This window comes from Brevibacterium sp. NPDC056726 (genome assembly GCF_042790515.1).
In the GTDB taxonomy this organism is placed as follows: Bacteria; Actinomycetota; Actinomycetes; order Actinomycetales; family Brevibacteriaceae; genus Brevibacterium; species Brevibacterium sanguinis.
Map to the genome: position 1 here is coordinate 1 of NZ_JBHTYZ010000006.1, position 20,441 is coordinate 20,441.

A 20,441-nucleotide genomic window follows, 5' to 3' on the forward strand; every position below is an offset into this window, starting at 1 on the left:
GTCTTACCAGAAAAAATTTTCTGGCATCACATTGTTCAAACAAACACGCTATTGGATTCTCAAACCACAAACACACACCCAACCATCACACGAAATGTTTTCCGCGTGATCAACCGGGGGCATCCACAGGCTGCCCGCACTCACACTCTCAACCGTGTTGTGATCCACCGCATCAAACCACTGTTTGTGCTGGTCACACCCGGTGGGGACACCCTTTGATCGTGGTGTTCCCGGTGAGGCGAACGAGATATAACTCTAGACCACTGCAGAGGCTGCCCGCAACTCGTTGGCCCGGATTCGGCCTGTGACAACCGTCACCGCTGTAAACACGCGGGATACGGTGGCCTAATGATCGATCCTGCGGAACCACTGGCCCACCCTCCCATCGCGGTCATCGCCGGCGCATCTGGGTTCGTCGGCCGCTCGCTCCTCGGTCCGCTTGAGGAATGGGGTTACCGGGTGCGCACGATCAGGCGCGGTGCGTCAGCGGACACCACATGGGAGGACCCTGCTGGCATCGCCGCAGCGGTCGATGGAGCCGATCTGCTCATCAACCTCGCCGGCCGCAGCGTCGGATGTCGGTACAACGACCACAACCGGAACGAGATCTGGAACTCCCGCATCCTCACGACCCGAGCACTCCACAACGCAGTCACCGCCGCCTCGGCGCCGCCGCGACTGTGGATCAACGCGAGCACGGCGACGATCTACCGGCACGCCACCGATCGCCCGCAGACCGAATCGACCGGCGAGATCGGGGCGGGCTTCTCCGTCGACGTCGCGACCGGCTGGGAGGCTGAGCTCTTCCGCGGCGATCTGCCGCGCACTCGGCGCGTGGCCGCGCGGATGGCGATCGTCCTCGGTGACGGCGCGGCGCTGACCATGCTCGCGACGGCCGCCCGCTTCGGTGCTGGCGGACCTCAGCTCGAGGGCCGCTGGTTCGGGCATCGGCGCTACCGGGGAATCGGCCCGACCCCGTCGGGACCGACGGTTTGGCGGGGACACGAGCCGACCCATGGTCATCAGCGCTTCAGTTGGATTCACATCGAGGACCTCATCGCCGCCATCCGGTTCATCGATGCGCACCCGGAGCTCTCGGGTCCGATCAACCTCGCGAGCCCCGGCGTCTCGGACAACACGGCACTCATGGCAGCGCTGCGGCGAGCCGTGCGGATGCCGATCGGGATTCCCGCGCCGCGGTGGCTGCTCGAATCCGGAATGCTCGTCCTCCAGCAGGAGTCCGAACTCGTCCTCAAGAGCCGGTGGGTGCTGCCCGAGAAGCTCGAAGCCGCCGGCTTCGACTTCCGCTGGACCGACGTCGGGGCCGCAGTGAAGAGTCTGCTGCGCTGATGACGGGGTGAGGCGATAGCGCTCGGCTCAGGGACGCGCTTCCCATTCCGACGGTTCGCTGAGGAGGACCGCTGGTCACCACGACCCATCTCGCGGGCCTGCGGCTATCGACTCAAAGCGCTCGTCTCGGCCCGTGGGGCACGCCCGCGGTCAGCCGGCGGCCGCCTCGGCGGGGTAGGGCGCTGCCACGCACTCGGTGCAGCGGGGCTGACGACCGGCCGCGGTGCACTCCGCACATCGCAGATACAGCTTGCGGCAGGCGAGATCGGCGCAGTTGACGAACTCCGGAGTCGACTCCCCACATGCGACGCAGCGGCCGATCGATTCGGCGCCGGCACCGAACTCGACGTGCATGCGCTTGTCGAAGACGTAGAGCGAACCGTCCCAGTACCCCGAGTTGCCGAACGTCTCGCCGTAGCGGACGATGCCGCCATCGAGCTGGTAGACCTCGTTGAACCCGCGGTTCCTCATGAGCACGGACAGCACCTCGCAGCGGATGCCGCCGGTGCAGTAGGTGACGACGGGCTTGTCCTTGAGGTCGTCGTACTTGCCGGATTCGATCTCGGCGATGAAGTCGCGCGTCGTCTCCGTGTCGGGCACGATCGCGTCCCGGAACTTCCCGATCTGCGCCTCCATCGCGTTGCGTCCGTCGAAGAAGACGACCTCGTCGCCGCGCTCGTCCATGAGCTTGTGCAGAGCGCCGGGTTTGAGGTGGGTTCCCCCGCCCTGGACGCCGTCGGCGGTCACCGTGATCTCGTCGTCGGTGCCGAACGTCACGAGTTCGGGGCGGACCTTGACGCTCAGCCGCGGGAAGTCATCGCCCTGCCCGTTCGACCATTTGATGTCGGCTCCCCGGAACGGCTCGTACGACTTCGTCGCCCGCACATAGGCCTTGACCTCGCCGATGTCACCGCCGAGCGTCGCGTTGATCCCGTGCTCCGAGATGATCACGCGTCCCTTGAGACCGAGGCTCTCGGCGAGGGTGTGCTGCCAGAGCCGGACGGCCTCGGGGTCGGGCAGCGGCGTGAAGACATAGAAGAGCACGATTTTGGGAGTGGCCATGACCCCCATTCTATTTCGCGGCCCGGTTTCCCTGCCACAGCGGAGGTCGTCACCCTGCTGGCGAAGCTCACCGCGACCGTCTTCGCCGAGGTGGCGCACCGTGACAGCGTCACGGAAGCATGCGTCGACGCCCTCGCCGAGGCGGCCCCTCCCCCGGGCGGGCGCGCGGGACGAACTCGGCCCGGATAAGATGGACGCTGAGCTCCGTGTCGTACGAAAGGGCCACCCAGAGGACATGTCTGAAAACCTCATCTCCGCGAATTCCGAGTCTGCTCGCGCGGACGATGCCCAGGAGGTCGATCAGACCTCGAAGAAGGTCAAGGAGACGGTCGAGTTCGCCACCGCGAACCCCGACGTCGACCAGCCGTTCGCCGAACTCGGCCTCAAAGCCGACGAATACGCCCGGATCAGGGAGATCCTCGGCCGTCGCCCCACCTCGGCGGAATTGGCGATGTACTCCGTCATGTGGTCCGAGCACTGCTCGTACAAGTCCTCGAAGGTCCACCTGTCGAAGTTCGGTGACTACGTCACCGACGACATGAAGAAGCACCTGCTCGTGGGCATCGGCGAGAACGCCGGCGTCGTCGACATCGGCGACGGCTGGGCGGTGACCTTCAAGGTCGAGTCGCACAACCACCCGAGCTACGTCGAACCCCACCAGGGCGCGGCCACCGGCGTCGGCGGCATCGTCCGCGACATCATCTCGATGGGCGCCCGCCCCGTGGCCGTGATGGATCAGCTGCGCTTCGGTGCGATCGACCACCCCGACACCTCCCGCGTCGTCCACGGCGTCGTCGCCGGCATCAGCCAGTACGGCAACTCCCTCGGCCTGCCCAACATCGGCGGCGAGACCGTCTTCGACTCCGTCTACCAGGGCAATCCCCTGGTCAATGCCCTGGCCGTCGGCGTTCTCCGGCATGAGGACATCCGCCTGGCCAACGCCTCCGGCAAGGGCAACAAGGTCGTCCTCTTCGGCGCCCGCACCGGCGGCGACGGCATCGGCGGAGCCTCGATCCTCGCCTCCGAATCGTTCGACGACACGAAGCCCTCGAAGCGGCCCGCCGTCCAGGTGGGCGACCCCTTCGCGGAGAAGGTCCTCATCGAATGCTGCCTCGAGCTCTTCCGCGCCGGCGTCGTCGAGGGCATCCAGGACCTCGGCGCCGCGGGCATCAGCTGCGCGACCTCCGAGCTCGCCTCGAACGGTGACGGCGGCATGCACATCGCCCTCGACGACGTGCTCCTGCGCGATGACACCCTCACCCCCGAAGAGATCCTCATGTCCGAGTCGCAGGAGCGGATGATGGCCGTCGTCCGGCCCGACCGCCTCGACGACTTCATGAAGATCGTCGAGAAGTGGGATGTCGAGACCTCCGTCCTCGGCGAGGTCACCGACACCGGTCGCCTCATCATCGAATGGCACGGCGACGTCATCGTCGATGTGCCCCCGCGCTCGGTCGCCCACGACGGACCCGTCTACAACCGTCCGATGACCGAGCCCTCCTGGACCGCCGAGGTGGCCGCGAACTCCGTCGAGACCGCCGGCCTGGTCACGCCCACCACCGATGACGAGCTGCGGACGACCGTGCTCGAGCTCGCGGCCGCGCCGAACCTCGCGTCGAAGGAGTGGATCACCACCCAGTACGACCGCTACGTCCAGGGCAACACCGCCCAGGCCTTCCCCGACGACGCCGGCGTCATCCGCGTCGACGAGGAGTCCGGCCTCGGTGTCGCCATCGCGACGGACGCCAACGGCCGCTACGGCTACCTCGACCCGGCCCGCGGCGCCCAGCTGGCGCTGGCCGAGGCCTACCGCAACGTCGCCACCGCAGGGGCCATCCCCCGCGCGGTCACCGACTGCCTCAACTTCGGTTCGCCCGAGGACCCGGAGATCATGTGGCAGTTCGCCGCCGCAGTCGAAGGCCTCGCCGAGGCGTGCCAGGACCTGGGCATCCCCGTGACCGGCGGCAACGTGTCGCTGTACAACCAGACCGGCGGCGTGGCCATCCACCCGACCCCGGTCGTCGGTGTGCTCGGCGTCTTCGACGACGTCGCCCGTCGCACCCCGAGCGGCTGGAGTGAGCCGGGCCAGACGATCTACCTGCTCGGCACCACGGAGGCCGAACTCGACGGTTCGGCGTGGGCCGATGTCACGGCCGGCCACCTCGGCGGCGTTCCCCCGCAGTACAAGCCGGAGGCCGAACGCGAACTCGGTGAGATCCTCATCAACTCCTCGCGCGACGGCATGGTCGATGCCGCCCACGACCTCTCAGAGGGCGGCCTGTCCCAGGCGCTCGTCGAGGCGAGCCTGCGGTTCGACACCGGGGCGCGCATCTGGCTCGACGAACTCTGCGAACGCGACGGCATCGACGTCTTCACCGCCCTGTTCTCCGAGTCGACGGCACGGGCGATCGTCGCCGTGCCGCGGTCGGAGGAGGTCCGGTTCAAGGACATGTGCACCGCCCGCGGCTTCCCGTTCATCCGCATCGGCATGACCGACACGGGCGACGGTGAGCCGCAGCTCGAGCTCGTCGATCACTTCTCGATCGGCCTCAACGAACTCCGCGACGCTCACGAGAAGACCCTGCCGGAGCACTTCGGCTGAGGTGAGATCGGCAGGGTTCGGCCCGCTGGGCTAAGCAGCGGCCAGCCCAATGCGCTGAGCAGGGTTCGGCCTCTGCGCTGAGCAGCGAAGGAGCCGCGTGGTCATCCACGCGGCTCCTTCGTGTCTGTCTGGGACCTTTCCTGGCTCGGCGGCGACTGCTGTTCAGTGCCGCGGGCGACGCGGCGGGTCGCCGGCTCCGTGCTGGCCGTCGTAGCGCTGGTTGGAATCGCGCTGGCCGTAACCGTACGGCTGACCTACTGAGTTCGGGTCGGACGTCTGCGGGGAGCCGTGGGCATCGTGCGCACCCGCCGCCTGCTCGCTCGACTGCCCTGTACCTGGGTGCTGGGCGAATGGATTCTGGGCACAGGGGCGCTGCGCGTCCGGATAGGCTGCTCCCGAGTGTTGCCCGCCGTGATTCGGTGCGCCCGAATACTGAGCGTTCTGGTCGGGGGCATACGGATACTGGGCGCCTTGGTTGGGGGCGCCCGGGTACGGGCCACTCGAATGCTGTCCGCCGTAGTTCGGGGCTCCTGGGTGCTGTCCGCCCGAGAACTGGTCACCCCAGCTCTGCGCTCCCGGATACTGCGTTCCCGCGAACTGCGCTCCCGAATACTGACCGCCCGCCGCCGGTCCCGGCTGCTGCCGTCGACGCTCTCCGAGGGCCGGCTGAGCGACGACGGGCACCGACCCGCCGCGCAGGCGACCGCAGACGTGGAGCAGACCGAGCGCGGCGAAGAGCAGGAGAAGCGCGAGCACCTGCGGGACGACTGCAATGACACCGAAGGCCGGTGCCTGGAGAGTGATGACGTACTGGACGACCGCGACGACGACGGCGGAGACGACAGCGAGACCCACAGCGACGAGGTGGACCCACCATGCTCGGTTGCGGACGATGTTCCAGGCGATGAGCAGAGCGGCGGTCACGACCATCGAGAAGGCGGCGAAGACGAACGAGAACAGCGAGTAGTCCATGTTCATCCGATAGACGTACTCCGTGATCAGCCGCGACAGCACCGGCGGCACCGTCATGCCGAGGATGACGGCGACGAGATAGATGCCGCCGCCGATCATCCGTCGCACCCAACTCGTGTTGCGCACGAGGAGGAAAGCGAGAACCCCGACGAGGCAGGCGATGATGCCGGCGATGAGCACCACCACAGAATAGAGCGCGGCGAGATCCGGGAGCCCGTCGGCGATCGACGTCGAATAGAGGAACGGCAGCATGATGATCGCCGGCAGTCCGTCGATGAGGATCGACACCCAGAACACGATCCGCGCGCGCCATCCGGGGTCGACGGCGGCCGACGCCGCTGCCGGGCGCTGCCCTCCCTGAGACCATTGGTCACCGGGACCTGTTCCGGGTTGATGCTCCGGCACGTGACCGGGAACTCCGACATTGCGCACATACGGCTGACCGCGGTTCTCGGGCGGCATCGGGCCGGGCCACTGCTCACTCATGCCGCCACTCTATGCGCACATGGGGTTCCGGGGCGGCAGATCACCGGAAAACTCTAGGCCCCGGTGCCGAGCTCCTCGTCGAGGCAGTCGGTGAGCGTGGGCTGCGCGAACTGATACCCGGTCTCCTCGAGCTTCGTCGGCATGACCTTCTGGTCGGCGAGCGCAAGCTCCCTGGCGCCGTCGCGTCCGAGGACGAGTTCGGTGACGAATCCCGGCGTCGGGATCACCGCGGGGCGGTGCAGGTGGGCGGCGAGCGCCTCGGCGAACTCCTTCTGCGTGACCAGGTGCGGGGCCACTGCGTTGACCGGGCCCCGCACATAGTCGGTCAGCGCCGCATGGACGTAGGACCGGGCAAGGTCATCGAGCGAGACCCATGCCAGCCCCTGATCACCGCTGCCCAGCCGCCCCCCGGCACCGGCGAGATAGAGCGGCGCCTGCACCCTGAGGAACCCGCCGAGGGTGGTCAGCGCGATGCCCGACCGGATCGAGACCCAGCGGATGCCCGCCTCCTCGACGCTCGCCGCCGCAGCCTCCCAGTCCCCGCACAGCTCGGCGAGGAACCCCTCACCGAAGGGCGCGGACTCATCGACCGGGCGCTGCGCCTCGGCGCCGTAGGCCCCGACGGCCGAGGCACAGACGAACACCTCCGGCCGCTTCGCCTCCGGCAGCGCCTTCATCGTCTCCGCGAGCAGCATCGTCGAATCGAGGCGGGAGGAGCGGATCTCCTCCTTGGCCTTCTTCGTGAACCGGGTCGCGATCGACTTCCCGCCGAGGTGGACGACGGCATCGGCCCACGCGAGGTCGCGGGGGTTGATGATCCCGAGCTCGGGATCCCAGTGCACTTCGTACTCGAACTTCGGGGTCCGCCGGACGAGGAGGCGGACGAAGTGGCCGGCGGTCGAGAACAGCGCGGCGACCTGCCGACCGACGAGCCCGCTGCCGCCGCCGATGAGGATGTGCTTGGGCGTGCTCGACCGCAGCAGCGGCGCGTTCATCCGCTCGAGGAACGCGAAGTCCATGAGGAGCCTGCGCTGGCGGGCCTCGAACGTCGCCTGCAGATAGTGGCTCATCGCGCGGTCGATGGTCTCGAACCCCTGAGGCGTCATCGAGAACTCGATGGTGTCGGAGATCTGCGAACCGCCGGCCTCCGAGGTGAACTCGTGGGTGTGCTTCCACTGGCTCAGCGGACCCTTCATGAGCTCGTCGACGAAGGAGAAGCGCGAGGGCCCCTCGGAGTGCACCGCGGTGAACGGGCGCCGCACGAGTCCATAGCTGCCGGGCAGGCTCGCCTTGATCTGGGCGACCGACCCGGGCGCGAGCGGCGGATAGCCCTCCTCGACGATCTCCTGCGCCCAGTGCGGTGAGACGCGGGTCAGCGCTCCGGGTCGTGCGTGCCAGTCGTATGTGGTCTCGGCGGCGAGCGGGACTTCCGAGGTCCACTCGAACTTGGTCATGGCTTCCCTCCTGTTCCTTCCGATGATGCCACCCCAAGCTCAAAGTGCGATCCACAACGCGCGGAATGGTGAGTGAATGGGAAGCGGCCGGCGACCTCACCGCCGCGGCAGTGCCGTCACCGGCCGCATCCCTGCCTCATTCGGCGGGGATCTTCCCGTAGCGGAACGCCGACCAGAAGTCACCGCGCACGTACCCGGTCTCGACCACCGGGTCGAAGTCCCAGTGCCGGACCCGACCGATCCGCAGCGCATCGGCCACGAGCTGCCGGCTCCGCTGGGAACCGAGCACGCGATCTTCGACCTGGCTGAGGTCATAGCGCGCGGCGATCTCCGCCCGCAGCTGCGCGTGGACGCCCGCGTAGGCGGGATCGGCGGCACGGCTGTCGAGTTCGTCGGGGTCGGCATCGAGGTCGAAGAGCAGGTCGGGGTCGCCGGGGCACACGGTGAGCTTGAGCGGTCCGCGGACGATCGTCACCTGCGGTCGGCGGGTGCCTTCGGCGAAGTACTCGATGACGATGTCGCGTTCCGCAGGCCCTGACTCCCCCGCCGTCTCCCGGCGCGCCGTCTCGAGGAGGGAGACCCCGCTCAGCCCCTCGTCGACGTCGCTCACCCGCACCCGCGGCACGGCCGCGACGTCGTCGGCGTCCGCGGACTGCGCGGCCCCTTCGCCGCCGGGGTCCCGCCCCGCCGGGTCGCCGGCGAGCGCCCCGGTGCGTGCGATCTCGAGCAGCGTCGGGGCGAGGTCGATGAGCGAGACCGGCGTCGTGTACCGTCCGGGGGCGACCACTTCGGCGGGTCCGGAGATGATGAGCGGGACGCGGGCGGACTGCTCGTATGGGGACATCTTGTACCACAGCCCCTTCTCCCCGAGCATGTCCCCGTGATCGCTGACGACGATGACCACGGTGTTCTCGGCCAGGCCCAGCTCCGCCAACCGAGTCGTGATCCGTCCGATGTGGTCGTCGACATAGCTCACCGCGGCGAAGTACGCGCGCCGGGCCCGTCGGACCTCCTCGAGCGTCGGCTCCCTATCGTCGAATCCGCACATCGTCCGCAGCCGGTGGGTGTGCGGATCGGCGGCCGCGTCGGGGACGGCGGGGTGGGCCGGGTCGGGGATGGCCGCCTCGGCGAAGCGGTCCCAGTGCTCCCGGGGCGGCTCGTACGGGTCGTGCGGGTGGATGAACGAGGTGACCATGAGGAACGGGCGGTCCTCCCCCGCCGCCTGGTTCGCCCGCTTCCGATCGCTGAGGTGGCGCAGGGTGCGGAAGAGCACCTCGTCGTCGAAGTCCTGCTGGACGTTCGCCGTGGCCGCACCGGCGGTGAACACGGGATCGGCGGAGTGGTACCACTGGAGCCGCTCCGCCAGCGGCCGGGTCCAGTCGGGGACCATGTCGAGGTCGGCCGGGTAGACGTCGGTCGTCAGCCGCTCCTCGAAGCCGTGGTGCTGGTCGGGGCCGATGAAGTGCATCCGGCCGATGAGCGCGGTGTGGTAGCCGAGCTTGCGGAGCCAGTGGGCGAACGTCGGCACCGAGGCGGCGAAGTCGTCGCCGTTGTCGAGGCAGTCGATCTCCGAGGGCAGGCGCCCGGTCATCATCGCCGCCCGGGACGGCGCGCAGAGCGGGGTCGCGCAGTAGGCGCGGTCGAAGACGGCGCCGGCGGCGGCGAGCGCGTCGATGTTGGGGGTGCGGGCGGCATCGCTGCCGTAGGCGCCGAGGGCGTCGGCCGCCATCTGGTCGGCCTGGATGACGACGATGTTGGGCGGTTGCATACTGGGGTCACGTCCTTGTGTGTCAGGGCGCGACCGTCCGCGGGCGCGCCGGATCTAAGGTGGCGGTGAAGCCTGAGTGAAAGGGGTGCGTGATGAGCTCATGCTGCGGTCCGTCGCGAACATCGCCGTCCGCTGCCGGTGCGCCGCGGCAGACCCCACCCGAGGTGGGCGTTCGCGCAGAAGAAACCCCCGCCGAGGTGGCTGTGCCGGGCCGGAATGCGACCGAACGCGCGGGGCTCATCGACGACGCGGGGCTCATCGCGGGTCTCGCCGCCTCCGCACCGAAGGACCTGCGCCTCATCGGACTGCCCGGCGGCACGTTCCGCATGGGCAGCGAGGACGCCCTCGCCTACCCCGCCGACGGTGAGGGTCCCGTGCGTGCGGTCGCCGTCGACCCGTTCGCGATCGCGGCGACCACGGTCACCGTCGCCTCCTTCGCCGCGTTCGTCCTCGCCACCGGGCACCGCACGGAGGCGGAGGTCCACGGCGATTCGCTCGTCTTCACCGGTCATCTCGCCGAGGCGGTCCCTGCGCAGTCCCCGGCCGTGGCCGCGACCCCGTGGTGGCGTCAGGTCGCGGGCGCCACATGGCTGCACCCGGCAGGTCCCGGTGCCCCTCAGTCCAGTGTCGCTCAGTCCGGTGTCGCTGGGCGCACCGGCGGAGCAGCCGCGGTCGGACGAGTGGAGGGTCATGGGCCCATCGTCGCACTCCCCGACCATCCCGTCACGCATGTGACGAGACGTGACGCCGAGGCCTACGCCGCCTGGGTCGGCGCCCGCCTGCCGACCGAGGCCGAATGGGAGTACGCCGCCCGCGGCGGACTCGACCAGCAGCCCTACCCGTGGGGGTCGGTCCGCGAACCGGGCGGCGTCCCGCAGATGAAGACCTTCGTCGGCACCTTCCCCGACGGTCCCACCGAACCGGTCGGCACCGTCGCCGCCGATGCCTTCGCACCCAACGGCTTCGGGCTGCACAACATGACCGGCAATGTCTGGGAGTGGACGAGCGGAGTCTTCGCACCCCACGACGACCGCGCCGTCCTGCGCGGCGGCTCCCACCTGTGCCACGCCTCCTACTGCCGCCGGTACCGCACCTCGGCGCGCACCGCGGTCACCCCCGACACGTCACTCGCGCACACGGGGTTCCGACTCGCCCTCACTCTCTGAACGATCTGCCCGGTGCGGGCGGAGGGACCCGGCGACCCCCGGCTCGGCGCCGGTGGTCGACGTCTGCGGCTTTGACGCTGACGACAATTCCTATGCGCCGTGCATATAATTGCCCGCATGACCTCACAGCACACGCCGGCCATCGAGGCCGCGATCAGCGAATGGCACGCGGCGGTGAACTCGGGTGACCGCGCCCGCTGCGTCCGAGCCGTCGGAGACCCCATCGTCGTCCTCGGCCCCAAGGGCGCTGGCCCGATCACTCCGGCGGAGTTCGCCGATTGGGTGGACCGCTCCGGCATCCGGATGACCCCGCGATCATGGCACCCGATCAGCGAACGCCTCATGGTCGTCGAGCAGGAGGCGACGTGGCCGCAGAACCCGACTCCGACCCGGGTGGCCACCGTCTTCCGCATCAGCGATGCCGCACGGGGCACCGTCGTCACCGCGGCGCTCCGTCAGCCGAGTCTCCGGTCTGCCCTCGACCTTGCCTTCATCTGCCGGGAGATGGCGGCCACCGACCACACCGCCGACCCGCTCGCATGAGCGCCGACCATCCCGGTCGGGCGCTGTTCGCGTTCGTCCGTCGCTTCGGCCAGCTGCCCGGCCATGAGACCGCCACGGCGGCGCAGGGCCGACTCGCCCTCGTCGCCGAGGCGGTCGATGCCCTGACGTCGCGCGGTGCCGATGCCACGGTCAACGCGGTGGCATCGCACCTCGGAATCGATCAGTCCGGAGCTTCGCGCCTGCTGAGAACGGCGACCGAGGCAGGTGTCGTGCGCACCGCAGTCTCCTCCGCCGACGGGCGACGGCGCACCTCGGTCCTCACGCCCGCTGGGGAGTCGAGGCTCGCCGAGGCGCTCGCCTGGCAGGATGAGATCCTCGCTCGTCTCACCGCTCAGTGGCCCGATGACCGCCGGGCAGGCTTCATCGCCGACCTCGGCGAGATCGTCGCCGCGGCGGACCGCCTCGGGCTCTGACGCTGCGGAGGAGATCGCAGCGGTCAGGGCGCCCTCGTTGACCACCGTGGCGTCGCCGAGACCTCAGTCACGCGGACGGGCCTCCGGCTCACCCCCGGTCTCCACGGCACCGCTGAGGCGGGACTGGGCAGCCGCCTCGGTGGGGTCGGAGTCGGACCCTGCGGCCGCCTCGGCGGGGGTGTCCGTCTCACTCTCCGATGAGTCCGCGGTCTCCGGGGTCCACCCGTCGGCCCACTGACCGGTCTCGTAGTCGTAGCCGACGGGTGCCCCGTCCTCGTCGGTGCGCTGGTACCAGTCGGTGTAGTCCTCGTGCTCGGAGTCGATGTCGCCGTTGGCCCCGTCCCCGGGTTCGGTCGGCACGACGTGGAGGGCGAAGTTGTCTCCGTAGGTCTCCGCGCCGGCGACGACGGCATTGTCGACCGCGTTCTGCGCGTATTTGCGGCGCAGGGCGATCGGGTCGGTGCGCAGCTCCTTCACCCACGCGACGATGATGAGGATCATGACGAGGGCGAACGGCACGGCGGTGACGATGACGAGCTGCTGGAGGCCTTCGAGGGCGCTCGCGTTGCCGAGGAGGAGCATGACGACGGCGATGCCCGACATGACGAGGCCCCAGAACACGACGACCCACTTCTTCGGCGTCTGGTCGCCGCGGCTCGTGAGCATGCCCATGACCACCGACGCGGAGTCGGCGGAGGTGATGAAGAAGATCGCGAGGACGACGATCGCGACGGCCGGCAGCCAGCCGATGCCCGGCAGGTTGCCGATGAGGGTGAAGAACACCTCGGGGGCCGCCATCGTCTCGGTGAACCCGGCCGCGCCTTCCCGGTACATCCAGATCGACGTGCCGCCCATGATGCCGTACGCGACGAAGAGGAGGGTCGAGGGGATGAAGATCGTGCCGAGGATGAACTGGCGGATGCTGCGGCCGCGGGAGATCCGGGCGATGAACGTGCCGACGAACGGCGACCACGAGATCCACCACGCCCAGTAGTAGACGGTCCACACCGACTGGAACTCCTGCGTCTCCGATCCCCACGACAGGGACCGGCCCATGAGGTCGAAGAACGAGCCGAGGTACTCCATGAGCGCCGAGGGCAGCAGGTTGAGGAGGAAGAGGGTGGGGCCGAGGAAGAGGACGAGCGCGACGATGCCGACCGTGAGGACGATGTTGATCGACGAGAGGTAGCGGATGCCGCGGGAGACGCCGGAGACCGCGGAGATGATGAAGCCAACGGTGAGGATGCAGATGATGATGACGAGCATCGTGTTCGTCATCGGGCCGGCGCCGGACACGATCGTCACACCGGTGCCGATCTGCATCGCGGCGATGCCGAGTGCGGCCGCGGTCCCGAAGAGGGTGGCGACGATCGCGAAGATGTCGACGAGGCGGCCGGCGAAGCCCTCGGTCTGGCGCTTGCCGAAGAGGCTGCGGAAGATCGAGGAGAGGAGGAGAGAGCGGCCGCGGCGGTAGGCGGCGTAGGCGATCGCCCCGCCGACGAGGGCGTACATCGCCCACGCGTGGAAGCCCCAGTGGTAGTAGGTCTGGGCCATCGAGCCGTGGAGGGCTTCGATGGTCTCCGGGTCGTTCGTCAGCGGCGGTGGGGTGATGAAGTAGGTGAGCGGCTCGGAGGGGCCGAAGAAGAGGACGCCGATGCCGATGCCGGCGGCGAAGAGCATCGCGACCCACGCGAACGTGCTGAACTCCGCCTTCTCCCCGTCCTTGCCCAACGGGATCCGCCCGTACGGCGAGAACGCGATGATGAGGAGGGCGACGAGGACGACGATCGCGACGAGGTTGAAGAACCAGCCGACGTTGAGCGTCGACCAGTCGAAGGCGGCCTTCGCGACGGTGGAGACGCTGCCGGGGTCGGCGATGCCCCAGATGACGAACGCGACGGTGAGGCCGCCGGCGATCGCGAAGATCACCTTGTCGATCGAGTACCGGCGCCGCTGTTCGTCGATCGCGATGCCCGGCACGAGGATCGGGTGGATGTCGTGCGGGTACTGGGTCGACGTCTCCTCGTCCATACCGTCTGCCGGCGCCGAGGTGGTGCCGCCTGCCGGTTTGGGGCGTGCGTAGTCGAGGGCGCCGAGGCCCTTGCCGGCATCCCGGCTCACCCGTTTGGCGTCGCGGCCGACCCGTTTGGCGTCGGCTCTGATCCGTTCGCGGGAGGCGCGGCGGGCCGGGGTGCGCAGCGACAGGGAGTGCTCGGGCGGCGCGTCGGCTGGCGTGGTCGCGGGCACGGCCTCAGTGTCAGGTGCGGTGTCGGGCGTGGTGTGACGGTCGTCGGTCGAGTCGCGGGACAAGACGATGGGCCTTTCTCAGTGGTCGGTCTCGGGGACGGGAGGTAGATGTGGTCCGGTGGTGGGCTGTGATCCGGTGGTGGGTCTGCTCTGCGGCAGCGCGTTCGGCAGCTCAGCTCGGCGGGTCAGCGGCGTTCGGGGGGCGCGGGAACGCTGGTCGCCGGAGTCGTGGCCGGCGGGGAGGAATACGGCGCTCCGGCGCACTTCGTCTGCGTGGGGCGGTTGTCGGGCGGTCAGGGGTCTCCACCGCTCGAGCAGATGCCTGCCGGCTCCCGCCGCCGCGGGGAATGCCGTTGCGGGGGCTGCCGATGCGGCCGATGCCGCTGCCGGGATTGCCGCTGCCGGGATGGCGTTTCCGGGGTCGTTCGACCACGGCGGTGTGATCTCGAGCTCCTGGAACTGCCCATGGTGTGGGAGATTAACAGCTTCTGCGAACCATCTCAAAGGGACATCGTCATCCAGCGAAACGGCAATCACTCCTGCCGGAATGCAGCGCCCGCACCTGTTCGAACGCAGCGCGCGCTCCTGCCTGAATGCAACGCGCTCCGCTGACCGGCACGGTCGGTGATGGAAACCGTGCTGGTCAGCGGAGCGTCAGTCGAGGAGCGCGCCGGACCTCAGTTGAGGAGTGCGCGGTCGCCGAGCGAGGCGCCCTTGAGCTTCGAGAACTCCCCGAGCAGGGCCTCGACCGTCAGCGTCTTCTTCTTCTCGGCGTCGGCTTCGTAGATGATGCGGCCCTCGTGCATCATGATGAGCCGGTTGCCGAGCGAGATCGCCTGCTCCATGTTGTGGGTGACCATGAGCGTCGTCAGCCCGTCGGCGGCGACGATCTTCTCCGTCAGCTCCGTCACGAGCGCCGCCCGCTGCGGGTCGAGGGCAGCGGTGTGCTCGTCGAGGAGGAGGATCCGCGGTTGCGTGAACCCAGCCATGAGGAGGCTGAGCGCCTGCCGCTGCCCACCGGAGAGCAGCCCGACCTTCGTCTTCAGGCGGTTCTCCAACCCGAGTTCGAGGGTCGCGAGTTCGGTCCGGAAGCGCTCCCGCCGCGCCGAGGTGGTCCCCCGCCCCAACCCACGGGACCGTCCGCGCTTGAGCGCGAGCGAGAGGTTCTGCTCGATCGTCAGGTCGGGTGCGGTCCCGGCCATCGGATCCTGGAACACGCGCCCGAGGTAGGCGGCCCGGCGATATTCGGGCTTCTTCGCCACCTCGGCGCTGTCGATCGTGATCGATCCGGAATCGATGGGCAGTCGACCGGAGATCGTGTTGAGCAGGGTCGATTTGCCCGCCCCGTTCGACCCGATGACGGTGACGAAATCGGATTCGGCGAGGGTGAGCGAGAGGTTCTGCAGCGCTTTGCGCTCATTGACGGTGCCGGGGAAGAAGGTCTTCGAGATCGCGTCGATCGTCAGCATGGCTCAGCCTTCCTTCACGGTCGAGGAGCGCGGACCGGCAGTCCCCGCGGAGACGCCGCCCTGTGCGGCATGGACGACGGCCGGATCGTCGGTCGTGCCCTCGGGCAGCTTCGCCGGAGCCCGGTTGCCGCGCGAGCGCAGGGACGGGATCCGCTTGAGGAAGCCCCACCGCGGCAGCAGGAGCGCGACGATGACGAGCAGTGCGGTCGTGAGCTTCATGTCATCGGTGTTGAGGCCCGCGCGCAGCGCGAGGAAGATGATGATGCGGTAGATGACCGACCCGAGGATCGCGCCGAGGCTGGCCATGACGATGTTCCGGTTGCCGAAGATCGCCTGGCCGAGGATGACCGAGGCGAGACCGACGAGGATGAGGCCGATGCCCATGCTGATGTCGGCGAACCCCTGGTACTGCGCGATGAGCGCGCCGCAGAGGGCGACGAGTCCGTTCGACAGCGCGAGCGTGAGCATCGTCGTGTTGTCAGTGTTGACGCCGAGGCTGCGGATCATCTCGCGGTTGTTGCCGGTGGCCTGGATGGCGAGTCCGAGGTCGGTGGTGAGGAACCAGTCGACGAGGAACTTGAGCACGAGGACGAAGGCGATGAGGATCGCGATCGACACCCATGTCCCCAGCCACATGTTCGCCCGCAGCGGGGTGAAGACGGTGTCCTCGCGCAGCAGGGAGAGGTTGGCCTGTCCCATGATCCGCAGGTTGATCGACCACAGGCCGATCATCGTGAGGATGCCGGCGAGCAGTCCGTCGATGCCGCCCTTCGTGTGGAGGAGGCCGGTGATGAACCCGGCGATGAGGCCGGCGCCGACGGCGGCGAGCGTCGCGAGGAACGGGTTGACCCCGGCGATGATGAGGGAGGCCGCGGTGGCGCCTCCCGTGGTGAAGCTTCCGTCGACGGTGAGGTCGGGGAAGTTGAGGACCTTGAAGGTGAGGTAGACACCCAAGGCCATGGCTGCGTAGATGAGCCCGAGCTCCAGCGCTCCGTACATTGCTGTCCGATCAGATCGTCAGGGCATCGCCCTGGTTGCCGTGCCGCCCGGGGACTCGTCCCGGGCGCTGCGCAGGCGGCTCACGCCGCCTGCGGTTGGTGAGAGGGTTGGTGGGAGGGAACACGACGCGGGTCTGCGGTGAGCACTCACCGCAGACCCGCCTCGGCGTCATTCGATGACTTTGTCGGCTTCGTCGATGAGGGTCTGCGGGATCTCGACGCCCTGCTTCTTCGCCGCTTCGGGGTTGACGACGAGCTCGAGGGTCTCGCTCGTCTCGACCGGCATGTCCGCCGGCTTCGCCCCGTCCTGGAGGATCTGCAGCGCCATCGCGCCGGTCTGCTCGCCGAGCTTCGTGTAGTCGATGCCGCGGGTGATCGCCGCGCCCTGTTCGACCTGTCCGGCCTCGGAGCCGACGAGCAGCGCCTGGTTCTTCTCAGCGGCCTGGACCATCGTCGTCACAGCGGAGACGACGTTGTTGTCGGTGGGCACGTAGTAGGCGTCGACCTTGCCGAGGGAGTCGACGGCCTGGCCGAGCTCGCTCGAGTTCGCGATCGTCGCCTCCTTGATCTCGAGCCCCATGCCCTGGGCGGCCTCCTTCGCGAGGTCGACCTGGACCTGCGAGTTGACCTCACCGGAGCTGTAGACGATGCCGACGGTCTTCGCGTCGGGCTTGACGTCCTTGACGAGCTGCAGCTGATCGGCGACCGGGTTGAGGTCGGAGGTGCCGGTGACGTTGCCGCCGGGCGCCTCGTTCGACTGGACGAGGCCGGCCTCGACCGCGTCGGTGACGGCGGTGAAGAGGACGGGCTTGTCGGTGATCGCCTGGGCCGCGGCCTGCGCTGCCGGGGTGGCGACGGCGAGGACGAGGTCGAGGTCGGAGCTCGCGAAGTTCTGCGCGATCGACGTGGCGTTGGCCTGTTCGCCGTTGGCGTTCTGCTCGTCCCAGTCGACCTCGACTCCGGCGTCCTCGAAGGACTTCTTGAACCCGGCGGTCGCCGCGTCGAGGGCCGGGTGCTGGACGAGCTGGGAGATGCCGATGCTGTAGGAGTCCCCGCCGCCCTCACCTCCGCCGCTGTCGCCGCCGGAACACGCCGAGACCGCGGCCATCGAACCGATGGCGACGAGGGCCACGGCCAGTTGCTTGAGACGCATACTTCTCCCCTTTGAAAAATATCGGCCCGGGGCTTGAAGGCTCCGGGGCGAACCGATGACCGCCCCGTCGCTTCGGGGCGGTCGAGCATCAGTCCAACCGTTGACCGACCCCGGGTGTCCTCGGCGTCGAGGACGGGTCGGTGCTGGACGACTGTGATGCTATCAACTCTATTCGGCGCCTCTGACACCAGTAGTCGAAATCACACATCGGGAGACGTTTCGTCTGCAGATCGTTATCTGCACGGCCACGCGTCCGCTCAGGGGGTGATCTGCACGTCCGATCGTCCCAGGACGCGGAGCATCCACGCGAAGTCGAACGCCGTCTCCTTCCACGCGTCGTAGCGTCCCGAGGCACCGCCGTGACCGGCGGCCATCTCGGTGCGCAGCAGCGCATCGGCGCCGACCTCGCGCAGCCTGGCGACCCATTTCGCGGGTTCGACGTAGAGGACCCGGGCGTCGTTGAGGGAGGTCACGGCCAGTATCTGCGGGTGGGCCGCCTCGGCGACGTTCTCATAGGGGGTGTACGAGCGCATGTACTCGTAGACCTCCGGATCGTGGAGCGGATCGCCCCATTCCTCCCATTCGATGACGGTGAGCGGGAGTTCGGGCATGAGGATAGAGGTGAGCGCGTCGACGAACGGCACGTGGGCGCTGATGCCCGCGAAGAGCTCGGGCGCCATGTTCGTCACCGCCCCCATGAGGAGCCCGCCGGCCGAGCCTCCGGTGGCGACGAGCTTCTCCGGGGTCGTCCAGCCTTCGGCGATGAGGTGGCGGGCGACGGCGATGAAGTCGGTGAATGTGTTCGTCTTCACCGTGGTCTTGCCCTCGTCGTACCAGTGGCGGCCCATCTCGCCGCCGCCGCGCACGTGCGCGATCGCGTAGACGACGCCGCGGTCGAGGAGGGAGAGCCGGGCGACGGAGAAGTACGGGTCGACGCTGATCTCGTACGAGCCGTAGCCGTAGAGGACGAGCGGGGCCGGGGCGCCGAGGCGGCCGTCGGGTCCGACATCGACGAGGTCGGTGCGGTAGACGAGGGAGACGGGGATCTCGGTGCCGTCCGCGGCCCGCGCCCAGACGAGGGATTCGCCGTACTGGTTGAGGTCGACGCTGCCGAGCACGGGCTGGCGCTTGAGGACGGTGTCGGCTCCGGTGGCGATGTCGTGCTGGAAGACGACGGCGGGCGTCGACATCGACGTGAACGTCAGGCGGATCGCCGGCTGTTCGAACTCGGGGTTCGGCCCGAGGCCGAGCGTGCCGGTCTCCCGGTCGAAGGGCAGCTCCTCGAGCGGACCGAACGGGGTGCTCGGCGCCCCGGTGAGGGGGACGATGCCGACCCGGGCGAAGCCGCCTCGGCGATAGCTGATGACGATGTAGCCGACGAAGGCGTCGACCTCCTCGATGCGCAGGCCGTCGACGTCGACGAGGACGCGGCGGCCGGTCGTCGTCGGGTCGAGGCTCGTGCCGGCGGGGGCGTCGACGGCGTCCGCGGTCTCCGTGGCGTCGCCGGTCGGGTTCGCGGCGGGCACATCGATGATGTCGAAGTCGGCGCGGTCGCGGTTGTGTGTGATGAGGAAGCGGTCCTCGTGGTCGATGAGGGCGTGTTCGACGGAGTACTCGACGCCGTCGACGCGGGGCCACACCTCGGCCGGGGCCGCCTCGAGGTCGCTCGTCCGCAGCGTCCAGTAGCCGGTCGTCGTCTTCGACCCGGTGACGATGAAGAGGTAGCGGCCGGAGCGGGAGAAGCCGGCGCCGACGAAGAAGCGCTCGTCGGGTTCGTGGAAGATGCAGACGTCGTCGGCGCTGTCGGAGCCCACAGCGTGGCGCCACACCTTCTCCGGGCGCCACGCGTCGTCGACGGTGGTGTAGAAGACGAAGCGGCCGGTCGGGTCGATCGAGGCCCCGGCGAAGGTGTTCTCGATGACATCCGGCAGGTCTTCGCCCGTGGCGAGGTCGCGGATGCGCAGGACGTAGCGCTCGTCGCCGGCGGTGTCGACGCCGTAGAGGAGGCGGGCACCGTCGTCGGTGAGCGAGAACGTCCCGAGCGAGAAGAAGTCCGAGCCCTGCGCCGCCTCGTTCGAGTCGAAGATGACCTCCTCGCCGGGCAGCGGTTCGTCCCCGACCTCCGGCGGCGTCCAGTCCTGCGCGTCCGCGATCGGCACGCGCACGTGGATGCCGTAGTCGAGTCCGGCCCGGGTCCGCGTGAAGTACCAGTACCCGCCGCGCCGGGTCGGCACCGACATGTCGGTCTCCTTGATGCGGGTCCTGATCTCGATGAAGATCGCCTCCCGCAGCCCGGCGATGTCGGACGTCTGCGCCTCGGTCCACGCGTTCTCCGCTTCGAGGTGGGCGATGACCTCGGGAGATTCCTTGTCCCGCAGCCATTCGTAGTCGTCGACGAAGGTGTGCCCGTGGTGGGTGCGCTCGTGCGGGACCTTCTTCGCCACCGGCGCCGAGGTGGGGGCGGGGGCCGGGGTGCCCGATTCAGCTGCGGTCGGGGTGCCCGCGTCGGGGGCGATCGCCTCGGCGGGGGTCGGATCGGGGTGCGGGGAATCGGAAGACGTCATGTGCCCACCATAGCCACCCGTGCAAGGGGGCCCGGGTGCGAGGGATCGCCGACCCCGGCACACCGCAGCACACTCCAGCACACCCCGCCGTGAGCAGAATGCGCAGAAGGCGCAGAACGCGGCAAACGGGTTTATTGCACTCAACCTCGGACGGTGACCCACGCCACACTAGA

Annotated in this window: 15 protein-coding genes; 6 read left to right on the forward strand and 9 right to left on the reverse strand. The window is 68.8% G+C overall.

Annotated features, from left to right (window positions below; translation table 11 throughout):
* The coding region (locus ACFQ91_RS13135) for a hypothetical protein (protein WP_376904157.1) at positions 1-219 on the forward strand (219 nt) is incomplete at its 5' end.
* A 129-nt stretch (positions 220-348) separates the two neighbouring features.
* Complete coding sequence (locus tag ACFQ91_RS13140) at positions 349-1,350, forward strand: epimerase (RefSeq protein WP_198500497.1); 1,002 nt, start codon at positions 349-351, stop codon at positions 1,348-1,350.
* A gap of 150 nt (positions 1,351-1,500) precedes the next feature.
* On the opposite strand, the gene ACFQ91_RS13145 is transcribed toward ACFQ91_RS13140, so the two are convergent.
* Positions 1,501-2,412: a rhodanese-related sulfurtransferase gene (locus ACFQ91_RS13145; protein ID WP_198500496.1), complete on the reverse strand. Its 912-nt coding sequence runs from the start codon at positions 2,410-2,412 to the stop codon at positions 1,501-1,503.
* Between the two features lie 235 nt (positions 2,413-2,647).
* Here ACFQ91_RS13145 and purL point away from each other — a divergent pair, with 235 nt between their 5' ends.
* Complete coding sequence (gene purL, locus ACFQ91_RS13150) at positions 2,648-5,014, forward strand: phosphoribosylformylglycinamidine synthase subunit PurL (protein WP_376872454.1); 2,367 nt, start codon at positions 2,648-2,650, stop codon at positions 5,012-5,014.
* 162 nt (positions 5,015-5,176) lie between these two features.
* On the opposite strand, the gene ACFQ91_RS13155 is transcribed toward purL, so the two are convergent.
* The 3 genes from ACFQ91_RS13155 to betC all read right to left on the reverse strand — a co-directional run bounded on the left by ACFQ91_RS13155 (position 5,177) and on the right by betC (position 9,694).
* Positions 5,177-6,472, reverse strand: a complete 1,296-nt coding sequence (locus ACFQ91_RS13155; RefSeq protein ID WP_198500494.1) for a hypothetical protein — start codon at positions 6,470-6,472, stop codon at positions 5,177-5,179.
* Between the two features lie 53 nt (positions 6,473-6,525).
* A complete protein-coding gene (locus tag ACFQ91_RS13160) occupies positions 6,526-7,926 on the reverse strand; it encodes a TIGR01777 family oxidoreductase (RefSeq protein WP_198500493.1) in 1,401 nt (466 codons plus the stop codon).
* Between the two features lie 136 nt (positions 7,927-8,062).
* Positions 8,063-9,694, reverse strand: a complete 1,632-nt coding sequence (betC, locus tag ACFQ91_RS13165) for a choline-sulfatase (RefSeq protein WP_198500492.1) — start codon at positions 9,692-9,694, stop codon at positions 8,063-8,065.
* A gap of 164 nt (positions 9,695-9,858) precedes the next feature.
* On the opposite strand from betC, the gene ACFQ91_RS13170 reads away from it, so the two are divergent.
* The 3 genes from ACFQ91_RS13170 to ACFQ91_RS13180 all read left to right on the forward strand — a co-directional run bounded on the left by ACFQ91_RS13170 (position 9,859) and on the right by ACFQ91_RS13180 (position 11,837).
* A complete protein-coding gene (locus tag ACFQ91_RS13170) occupies positions 9,859-10,860 on the forward strand; it encodes a formylglycine-generating enzyme family protein (RefSeq protein ID WP_376872449.1) in 1,002 nt (333 codons plus the stop codon).
* A gap of 117 nt (positions 10,861-10,977) precedes the next feature.
* On the forward strand, positions 10,978-11,403 hold the full coding sequence (locus ACFQ91_RS13175; RefSeq protein WP_198500490.1) for a hypothetical protein: 426 nt from the start codon (positions 10,978-10,980) through the stop codon (positions 11,401-11,403).
* Positions 11,400-11,837 (forward strand): MarR family winged helix-turn-helix transcriptional regulator, encoded by a 438-nt coding sequence (locus tag ACFQ91_RS13180; protein ID WP_198500489.1) that lies wholly within the window; start codon positions 11,400-11,402, stop codon positions 11,835-11,837. Before ACFQ91_RS13175 ends, ACFQ91_RS13180 begins: the two co-directional genes overlap by 4 nt.
* Positions 11,838-11,900: 63 nt before the next feature.
* Here ACFQ91_RS13180 and ACFQ91_RS13185 read toward each other — a convergent pair whose 3' ends face one another.
* The 5 genes from ACFQ91_RS13185 to ACFQ91_RS13205 all read right to left on the reverse strand — a co-directional run bounded on the left by ACFQ91_RS13185 (position 11,901) and on the right by ACFQ91_RS13205 (position 20,268).
* Entirely contained in the window at positions 11,901-13,868 is a 1,968-nt protein-coding gene (locus tag ACFQ91_RS13185) for a BCCT family transporter (RefSeq protein WP_232623892.1), read from the reverse strand.
* 893 nt (positions 13,869-14,761) lie between these two features.
* Complete coding sequence (locus tag ACFQ91_RS13190) at positions 14,762-15,553, reverse strand: ABC transporter ATP-binding protein (protein WP_198500487.1); 792 nt, start codon at positions 15,551-15,553, stop codon at positions 14,762-14,764.
* Between the two features lie 3 nt (positions 15,554-15,556).
* Entirely contained in the window at positions 15,557-16,552 is a 996-nt protein-coding gene (locus ACFQ91_RS13195; RefSeq protein ID WP_198500486.1) for an ABC transporter permease, read from the reverse strand.
* 168 nt (positions 16,553-16,720) lie between these two features.
* On the reverse strand, positions 16,721-17,704 hold the full coding sequence (locus ACFQ91_RS13200) for an ABC transporter substrate-binding protein (RefSeq protein WP_198500485.1): 984 nt from the start codon (positions 17,702-17,704) through the stop codon (positions 16,721-16,723).
* Between the two features lie 257 nt (positions 17,705-17,961).
* On the reverse strand, positions 17,962-20,268 hold the full coding sequence (locus ACFQ91_RS13205; protein ID WP_344258428.1) for a S9 family peptidase: 2,307 nt from the start codon (positions 20,266-20,268) through the stop codon (positions 17,962-17,964).
* Positions 20,269-20,441 lie beyond the last annotated feature (173 nt).

Coding starts and splice junctions, on each gene's coding strand:
- betC (WP_198500492.1), bottom strand. CDS start 9,694: ATGCAACCGCCCAACATCGTCGTCATCCAGGCCGACCAGATGGCGGCC.
- purL (WP_376872454.1), top strand. CDS start 2,648: ATGTCTGAAAACCTCATCTCCGCGAATTCCGAGTCTGCTCGCGCGGAC.
- ACFQ91_RS13160 (WP_198500493.1), bottom strand. CDS start 7,926: ATGACCAAGTTCGAGTGGACCTCGGAAGTCCCGCTCGCCGCCGAGACC.
- ACFQ91_RS13180 (WP_198500489.1), top strand. CDS start 11,400: ATGAGCGCCGACCATCCCGGTCGGGCGCTGTTCGCGTTCGTCCGTCGC.
- ACFQ91_RS13190 (WP_198500487.1), bottom strand. CDS start 15,553: ATGCTGACGATCGACGCGATCTCGAAGACCTTCTTCCCCGGCACCGTC.
- ACFQ91_RS13175 (WP_198500490.1), top strand. CDS start 10,978: ATGACCTCACAGCACACGCCGGCCATCGAGGCCGCGATCAGCGAATGG.
- ACFQ91_RS13155 (WP_198500494.1), bottom strand. CDS start 6,472: ATGAGTGAGCAGTGGCCCGGCCCGATGCCGCCCGAGAACCGCGGTCAG.
- ACFQ91_RS13140 (WP_198500497.1), top strand. CDS start 349: ATGATCGATCCTGCGGAACCACTGGCCCACCCTCCCATCGCGGTCATC.
- ACFQ91_RS13200 (WP_198500485.1), bottom strand. CDS start 17,704: ATGCGTCTCAAGCAACTGGCCGTGGCCCTCGTCGCCATCGGTTCGATG.
- ACFQ91_RS13205 (WP_344258428.1), bottom strand. CDS start 20,268: ATGACGTCTTCCGATTCCCCGCACCCCGATCCGACCCCCGCCGAGGCG.
- ACFQ91_RS13145 (WP_198500496.1), bottom strand. CDS start 2,412: ATGGCCACTCCCAAAATCGTGCTCTTCTATGTCTTCACGCCGCTGCCC.
- ACFQ91_RS13185 (WP_232623892.1), bottom strand. CDS start 13,868: ATGGACGAGGAGACGTCGACCCAGTACCCGCACGACATCCACCCGATC.
- ACFQ91_RS13195 (WP_198500486.1), bottom strand. CDS start 16,552: ATGTACGGAGCGCTGGAGCTCGGGCTCATCTACGCAGCCATGGCCTTG.